This window comes from Desulfosarcina sp., assembly GCF_041551955.1.
GTDB lineage: Bacteria > Desulfobacterota > Desulfobacteria > Desulfobacterales > Desulfosarcinaceae > Desulfosarcina.
Window position 1 is genome coordinate 1 of record NZ_JBFELV010000267.1, and the last position, 7,039, is coordinate 7,039.

The window sequence follows — 7,039 nt, forward strand, 5'->3', positions numbered from 1 at the left end:
AAAGGCCGTGTCAATGTGCTGATCGCCACCGGCCAGTTGATCGGTGAAGGCTTTGACTGTCCCGACCTGTCCACGTTGTTCATGGCCACCCCGGTCCGGTTCAGCGGCCGGGTGATGCAGTACCTTGGGCGGATTTTGAGGCCGGCGCAGGGAAAAATGCGGGCCCGCGTTTATGACTATGTGGACGAACGCGTGGCGCCACTGGTTGCGGCGGCGAAGGCCCGGCAACGGGTATACGGCGGGGGTTCAGGGGCAATATTTCAAAAAAGATGAAACAGCCCTTGACCTATTGGCGCGTAACCACCATCGCCTGCTTGATGACCACGGGTTCCTTGGGCACGTCCTGCATCCCCGAACGGGAGGTGGTGGGCACGTTTTCGATCGCCTTCACCACTCCCATGCCTTCCACCACCTTGCCGAATACGCAATAGCCCCAGCCTTGAGAAGTTTTACCCCGGTGGTCCAAAAAGGCGTTGTCTTTCACATTGATAAAGAACTGGGCGCTGGCCGAATGGGGGTCCGCCGTTCGGGCCATGGCAATGGCGCCGATCGAATTTGACAGACCGTTGTCGGCTTCGTTGAGAATCGGTGGTCGTGGATGCCTGCGCTTCATGTCCGCGTCAAATCCACCGCCCTGAATCATGAACCCTTTGATCACCCGGTGAAAAATGGCGCCATCGTAAAAGCCATCTTTGACATAGGCCAGAAAGTTTTCCACGGTTTTCGGCGCGGCGGCGCTGTCCAGTTCAACCACGATATCCCCATGGCTGGTGACCAGTTTCACCTGCGGCAGGGGCTCGGCGGCAATGGACAGACCCGTTGCCATCAAAAAGACCAGAACCAAGATTACGACACTTTTTTTCATATCCACCTCTGTTTAAATGATTCACCGTTTACCACAATTGAAACACCCGTCGGGGTTTGTCCAGGCGGGTGATGCCTGACGCTTTTGCCGTGCGGACAGCCTGATCGTACTCTGCCGGGGAGAGGGCGACGGCCAGTGCCGGCATTTCTCGGGCCCGGCCGCAGGGGCGATATTGGGACATGACATTGACATAGGTGTTCCGGGAAAGGGAATCGGCCAGAAACGCCATAATCTTTGCCGTCCCCGCCAATCCGCCGGGCAGCACCAGATGGCGCACCAGGATGCCTTTGTAGGCCAGCCCGCTGGCGCTGTCGATGGCCAAGTCACCTACTTGACGGTGCATTTCGAGCAGCGCCTGCTTGGCCAATTCAGGGTAATCGGGGGCATTGCAGGTGTCCCGGGCCACGGTAGGAAGCCAGAACTTGAAATCCGGCATGTAGATGTCCACGATCCCGTCCAGCAGCTGCAAGGTTTCCACGCGATCGTATCCACTGGAATTGTAAACCAGGGGTACGACCAGTCCCCGGCGGGCAGCCAGCTTAACGGCCGCGAGAATCTGGGGTACCACGTGGCTGGGGGTGACCAGATTGATATTGTGGCACCCGGTTTGTTGAAGTTCCAGCATGATGGCTGCCAGCTGGTCGTCCGTCAGCGCACGGCCTTCTCCCAAGTGGCTGATCTCGTAGTTCTGGCAAAAATTGCACTGCAGGCTGCAATTGGAAAAAAAGATGGTTCCCGATCCGTTGCGTCCCACCAGGGGTGTCTCTTCGCCAAAATGGGCGTTATACGATGCCACCACCGCCCGGCGGCCGGTATTACAGATTCCGGTTTCTCCGGCGGCTCGGTTGACACGGCAGCTGCGCGGGCAAAGGGTGCAATCGGCCAGCGCGTCAATCCCCTGGTTTACGCGGCGCTGCAGGATGCCGGCCTCAAGGGCCTTCAGATAGGCGGGGGTAGAAGGGGCCATGGTCTCCTTTAGGTGCGCATCATCTGTTCCAGCTTGATGACACTCTTTGCCCGGCCGACAACCACCAGGGTATCGTCGGTTTCCATGCGGGTGTCTGCCTTGGGATTGAATATCATGGTTCCGTCGGCTTTTTTGATCGTAAGGATTATCAGGTCCAGTTTCTGGCGAATGCCCGAATTCTTGAGGGCCACATTGAGCAGTTGTGAGGTGGATCGCACCCGGATTTCTTCCACCTGGATATCCGTGCTGTCGTCGGCAAAAGCCAGTTCAAGGAATTTTATCACCGTTGGCCGCAAAATGGCATGGGCCATCCGCCGGGCGCCCAGGTCGTAAGGGGAGATGACCTTGTTGGCCCCTGCGGCCTGAAGGGTCCGTTTGGCAGTGTTTTGGATCGCCCGGGCGACGATAAACAGTCCGGGGTTGAGTTGTTTGGCGATCAGGGTCAGAAAGACATTGTCCGCATCGGTGGCCACGGCGGTGATCAGCGCCTTGGCGTCTTTGATGCCGGCTCGGAGCAACAGGTTTTCATCCGTGGCCTCGCCCATCAGATAGAGCACGCCGTCTTCATCCATGGCCGCCTGGCGGGACTCATTTTTCTCGATGATGACCACGTTCAGGTATCGCTCGGTGAGGTAGCGGGCCAGCACTCGACCGATTCTGCCATATCCGCAGATAATATAGTGATCCTTAAGCCTGGCGATCTGCTTGTCCAATTTGCGCCTCCCGAGAATGACTCGTATGCGGTCTTCCACCAAAAACTGTACCAGCAGGCCGACCACGTACATAAAATAACCGACACCGGCCACGATGAGAAAAATAGTGAAAATCCGGCCCACGTCGCTGACTTGGTGGACTTCGCCGTAGCCGACGGTGGCCAAGGTGATGATGGTCATGTATATGGCGTCGTCAAACGGCCATCCCTCGATGATCATGTACCCGCCCGTACCGATCAGAATGAGGGTTGCAGTCAGAATCATGCTAAAGGTGAAATGGCTTTTACGTTGCATGGTCGCTCATTTTCCCATCCGGCGAGACCATCGGAACATGGGTGGGATGTCCACGGCCGGTCGATATTTTTTCAATCCGGCTTGATTTGGTCAGGCCTTGCGACTATAAAAAAAACCACTGCTGCCTGTCAACTGTCAAGCGTGTGCAACCCCTTTTTATTAAATAAGATATTTTAACCTTCGATGACAAGTCAAGCCCCAACCATGGAAATGACGGCGCCGATGAAACCGATCCTGGAACTCGTTGACATTCAAAAACATTACCGCCGCCTCAGGGCCGTCGACGGCGTGAGCATGACCATCGGCCAGGGCAGCTGTTTTGGCCTGCTGGGGCCCAATGGCGCCGGTAAAACCACGCTTATCGAAATCATCGAGGACATCATTGACCCCACCGGCGGGACGATTCGATACAAAGGTGCGGGTCGGGCGGCGCAGTTCCGGCAGGAGGTCGGCATCATGTTTCAACAGACCGCCCTGCTTTCGTTTTTGACCGTGGCCGAAACCCTGGAAACCTTCAGCCGGTTGTACGACAACACCGCGTCCATCGACGACTTGATTGAACTATGCCACCTCGATGAGGTCAAAGGGCAACTGAACGATAAAATTTCCGGTGGGCAGAAACAGCGGCTGTTGTTGGCCCTGGCCTTGCTGAACCGCCCAGAATTGGTGTTTCTTGACGAGCCGTCCACCGGTCTGGATCCCCAGGCCCGACGGAATTTGTGGGACATCATCAAAACAGTTAAATCCCAGGGGCGCACCATCGTGCTTACCACGCATTACATGGAAGAGGCGGAAAAACTCTGTGACGACGTGGCCATCATGGACAAGGGCAAGGTGATTGCCCGCGGCGCACCCCTGGCGTTGATTGAAACCCACTGCCAACGGGCAACCCTGTCGGTGCCCAAAGCGCAGTTCCCCGAAATGCCGCCCGACCTGCAGGAATTCATCGAGCAGCGGGGAGACCGGTTTCAGATCCGGACGGAAAACGTCAATGGGGTGGTCTCGCGGCTGTTGTCGATGGGGGTGGATATGCGTGGTGTGAACGTGCAGACACCCACCCTGGAGGATGTCTTTTTAAAGTTGACCGGGCGAAGCCTGCGGGAGTGATCTGGAGGATGCATGCGATTCAAGCGACTGTGGGCTATCTTCATTGCCAGAAATCGGGAATTTTTCAGGGACCGCGCGGCATTCGGCTGGAACTTCCTTTTTCCCTTTCTCATCATCCTCGGATTTGGCGTCATCTTCAGAGGAGACTATCAATCCCAGTTCAAAGTGGGCCTTTTCCCGATCGCGCAGGGCGCATCCGTCCACCCGCCCAACGAAATCCTCCCGGATTCGTTTACCGCATTCAAGGCCATCCGATTGGTGGCTTTCGAAACCCATGCCGAGGGGATGGACAAGCTCAAACACCATAAAATAGACTTGTTGATCGAGACAGGGACCCAACCGATCCGATACTGGGTCAGCGATTCATCCCCTTCCGGGGCAATCGCCGAAAGGCTTTTAAAAGAGGCCCTGCTGCCGCCTGATTCAGAATTTCGATTCGAGAAAAAGGACATCCAGGGGGTGCCGATTCGCTATATCGACTGGCTTTTCCCGGGGGTGCTGGGCATGAACATGATGTTCAGCGCCCTTTATGGGGTCGGTTGGGTGGTGGTTCGCTATCGCAAAAACGGGGTGCTCAAACGGCTGAAAGCGACTCCGCTGACCGCTTTTGAGTATCTCACCGCTCAGTTGCTGTCGCGGATTTTTCTGCTCATGTTCACCCTGGTCATCGTCTGGATGGGTTGTGATTGGATCCTCGGCTTTGAGGTGCACGGCAGCCTGCTGAACCTTTTCGTGGTGTTTCTGACGGGCAGCACCTGCATGACATCATTGGGTCTGGTGGTCGCTTCGCGCGGGACCAGCGAAGAGTTCACCAATGGCCTGCTCAATTTTATATCCTGGCCGATGATGTTTTTATCCGAAGTATGGTTTTCCATCGAGGGGGCACCGGCGTGGCTCCAGGCCTCGGCGAAGATCTTCCCTTTGACCCACTTGTTGAAGGCGGCCCGACAGGTGATGAACGAAGGGCAGGGTCTGTTTGCCGTGATGCCGGAGATCGCCATCTTGTGCGCCATGACCTTGGCGTTTCTATTGGCCGGGGCAGCCTTGTTTTCCTGGAATAAATGAAAACCGAATTGTGGGATTGGGAATTGAGGAATTGAGAATACTGGAATGGTTCATCCCTCAAGTCCTCAATCCTCGAATTCCTTAATTCACCAAACTGTGGATTGGCGATGGAATCAGCCCGCCGCGTCGCAGAAACCGGTTTTCGCCGGTGGCGTTGTTTACCGGCATGATGATGGATTCGCCCAAAAGGCCGCCGAAAAAGGCGTGGTCACCGGCCTTTTTACCGGGCACGGGGATCAGGCGGGTGGCGGTGGTCTTCTTGTTGATCACGCCGATGGCCATTTCATCGGCGATGATCGCCGCCAGGGTCTCTGCGCTGGTGTCCCCGGGGATGGCCACCATGTCCAGTCCCACACTGCACACACAGGTCATGGCTTCGAGTTTTTCGATGGACAAATGGCCCAGCGCGGCCGCCTGGGAGATGTTCAGGTCCTCGCTCACCGGTATGAAGGCGCCGCTCAGGCCGCCCACTTTTGAACTGGCAAAGGCGCCGCCCTTTTTCACCGCGTCGTTTAACAGGGCCAGCGCCACCGTACTGCCGGGCACGCCGATGCTGGCCAGTCCCAGGCTCTGAAAAATCTCTCCCACACTGTCGCCCACGTTGGGGGTGGGAGCCAGGGAGAGGTCCACCACGCCGAACTTGATGCCCAGTCGCTGGGCCACTTCGCGGCCGATGAGTTCGCCGATGCGGGTGACCTTGTAGGCGGTGTGCTTGATGATTTCGCTGATCTGGCCCAGGTTGAGGTTCGGGTTGGATGCCGTTGCACGGTCGATGGCTTTTTTGACCACCCCAGGGCCGCTGACGCCCACGTTGATCACCGCATCGGCTTCGCCCACGCCTAAATAGGCCCCGGCCATAAACGGGATATCCTGGGGAATGTTGGCAAATACGCAAAGTTTGGCACAGGCCAGACCATCGCGATCGGCGGTGCGTCGGGCGGCCTCTTTGATGGTTTCGCCCATCAGCAGCACGGCATCGATGTTGATGCCAGCCCGGGTGGAGGCCACATTGACGGATGCGCAGACCCGCTGTGTGCCGGTCAACGCCTCGGGTATGGCCTCGATCAGCGACCGGTCGCCCCTGGCGATGCCCTTTTCCACCAGTGCGGAAAACCCACCGATGAAATCCACCCGGGCGGCGCCGGCCGCTTCGTTCAGCGTATCGGCCACGCGCAGCATCTGCTGCGCATTGAAGGGGGCGCCGGCCACGGCAATCGGGCTCACCGAAATGCGCTTGTTGACCACCGGGATCCCGTACTTGTCCCCCACCTCGTCGCATATCTTCACCAGATGTTTGGCCGCACCGGTGATGCGGGCATAGATGTTGTCCGTGAACCGGCCGATGTCGTCGCTGGCGCAATCCAGCAGGTTGAGACCCAAGGTGACGGTACGAACATCCAGGTTTTCATTTTTGAGCATCTCCACGACGGAGAGGATTTCTCGTTGAGTGAACATGGCAACCGTCTTTCTCCGCGCCTTAAACGCGATTGATCGCTTCGAAAATCAGTTTGTGCTGGATGGATATGTCCAGGGACAAGGCCAGGGCCTTCTCCCGCAGGTCCCGTCGCAGGGCCTGGTGATTGGCATCGCCGGGGATGTCGACCTCATAGATCATGATGTTGGCATTGGGGTCGTCGCCGCCCTTGAAAACGGCCTGCAGGTTGGTCACATTGACCCGGTGGGCGGCCATGATGGCGGTGATGGAGGCCACCAGGCCTTTGCGATCCGGTCCCTTGGTGACCACCACGAAGGGTTCGCTGTCAATCTCCGCCTGGGAATCATCGTCGGTGGACAGCCGCTTTTCATAAACGTGCAACCCCATGGGAGAAAGCCCGGCCTCCAGGTGCCGGTGCAAGCCCTCGTCCGACAGCACGTTCGGGACACTGACGATAAAAATGCCGGAGAATTCGTTTTGAAGAATGGTCTGGCTGACGTTTTCGATGTTGCAGTCCTGTTCGAACAGAATACGGGTGACGGCGGCGATGATGCCGGGCCGGTCTTTGCCCAGGACCGAAATGATCATTTTCT

8 protein-coding genes are annotated in these 7,039 nt (G+C 57.3%); 3 read left to right on the forward strand and 5 right to left on the reverse strand.

Annotated features, from left to right (window positions below):
• Window positions 1–273: DEAD/DEAH box helicase (locus tag ABYV26_RS17355; RefSeq protein ID WP_372682617.1), on the forward strand; the 273-nt coding region annotated here is incomplete at its 5' end.
• Between the two features lie 13 nt (window positions 274–286).
• On the opposite strand, the gene ABYV26_RS17360 is transcribed toward ABYV26_RS17355, so the two are convergent.
• From ABYV26_RS17360 to ABYV26_RS17370, 3 genes are read right to left on the reverse strand one after another with little or no spacing between them, the layout of a single operon-like run.
• A complete protein-coding gene (locus ABYV26_RS17360) occupies window positions 287–865 on the reverse strand; it encodes a peptidylprolyl isomerase (RefSeq protein WP_372682618.1) in 579 nt (192 codons plus the stop codon).
• A gap of 28 nt (window positions 866–893) precedes the next feature.
• Complete coding sequence (locus ABYV26_RS17365; protein WP_372682619.1) at window positions 894–1,832, reverse strand: radical SAM protein; 939 nt, start codon at window positions 1,830–1,832, stop codon at window positions 894–896.
• Window positions 1,833–1,840: 8 nt separating this feature from the next.
• Window positions 1,841–2,839 carry a TrkA family potassium uptake protein gene (locus ABYV26_RS17370; protein ID WP_372682620.1) on the reverse strand — a complete coding sequence of 333 codons (999 nt, stop codon included), beginning with the start codon at window positions 2,837–2,839 and terminating at the stop codon, window positions 1,841–1,843.
• Between the two features lie 222 nt (window positions 2,840–3,061).
• Here ABYV26_RS17370 and ABYV26_RS17375 point away from each other — a divergent pair, with 222 nt between their 5' ends.
• Entirely contained in the window at window positions 3,062–3,946 is an 885-nt protein-coding gene (locus tag ABYV26_RS17375; protein ID WP_372682621.1) for an ABC transporter ATP-binding protein, read from the forward strand.
• A gap of 12 nt (window positions 3,947–3,958) precedes the next feature.
• Complete coding sequence (locus ABYV26_RS17380) at window positions 3,959–5,011, forward strand: ABC transporter permease (protein ID WP_372682622.1); 1,053 nt, start codon at window positions 3,959–3,961, stop codon at window positions 5,009–5,011.
• A gap of 81 nt (window positions 5,012–5,092) precedes the next feature.
• Here ABYV26_RS17380 and ABYV26_RS17385 read toward each other — a convergent pair whose 3' ends face one another.
• A complete protein-coding gene (locus tag ABYV26_RS17385) occupies window positions 5,093–6,466 on the reverse strand; it encodes a PFL family protein (protein ID WP_372682623.1) in 1,374 nt (457 codons plus the stop codon).
• A gap of 22 nt (window positions 6,467–6,488) precedes the next feature.
• The coding region (locus tag ABYV26_RS17390) for a glycine cleavage system protein R (protein ID WP_372682624.1) at window positions 6,489–7,039 on the reverse strand (551 nt) is incomplete at its 5' end.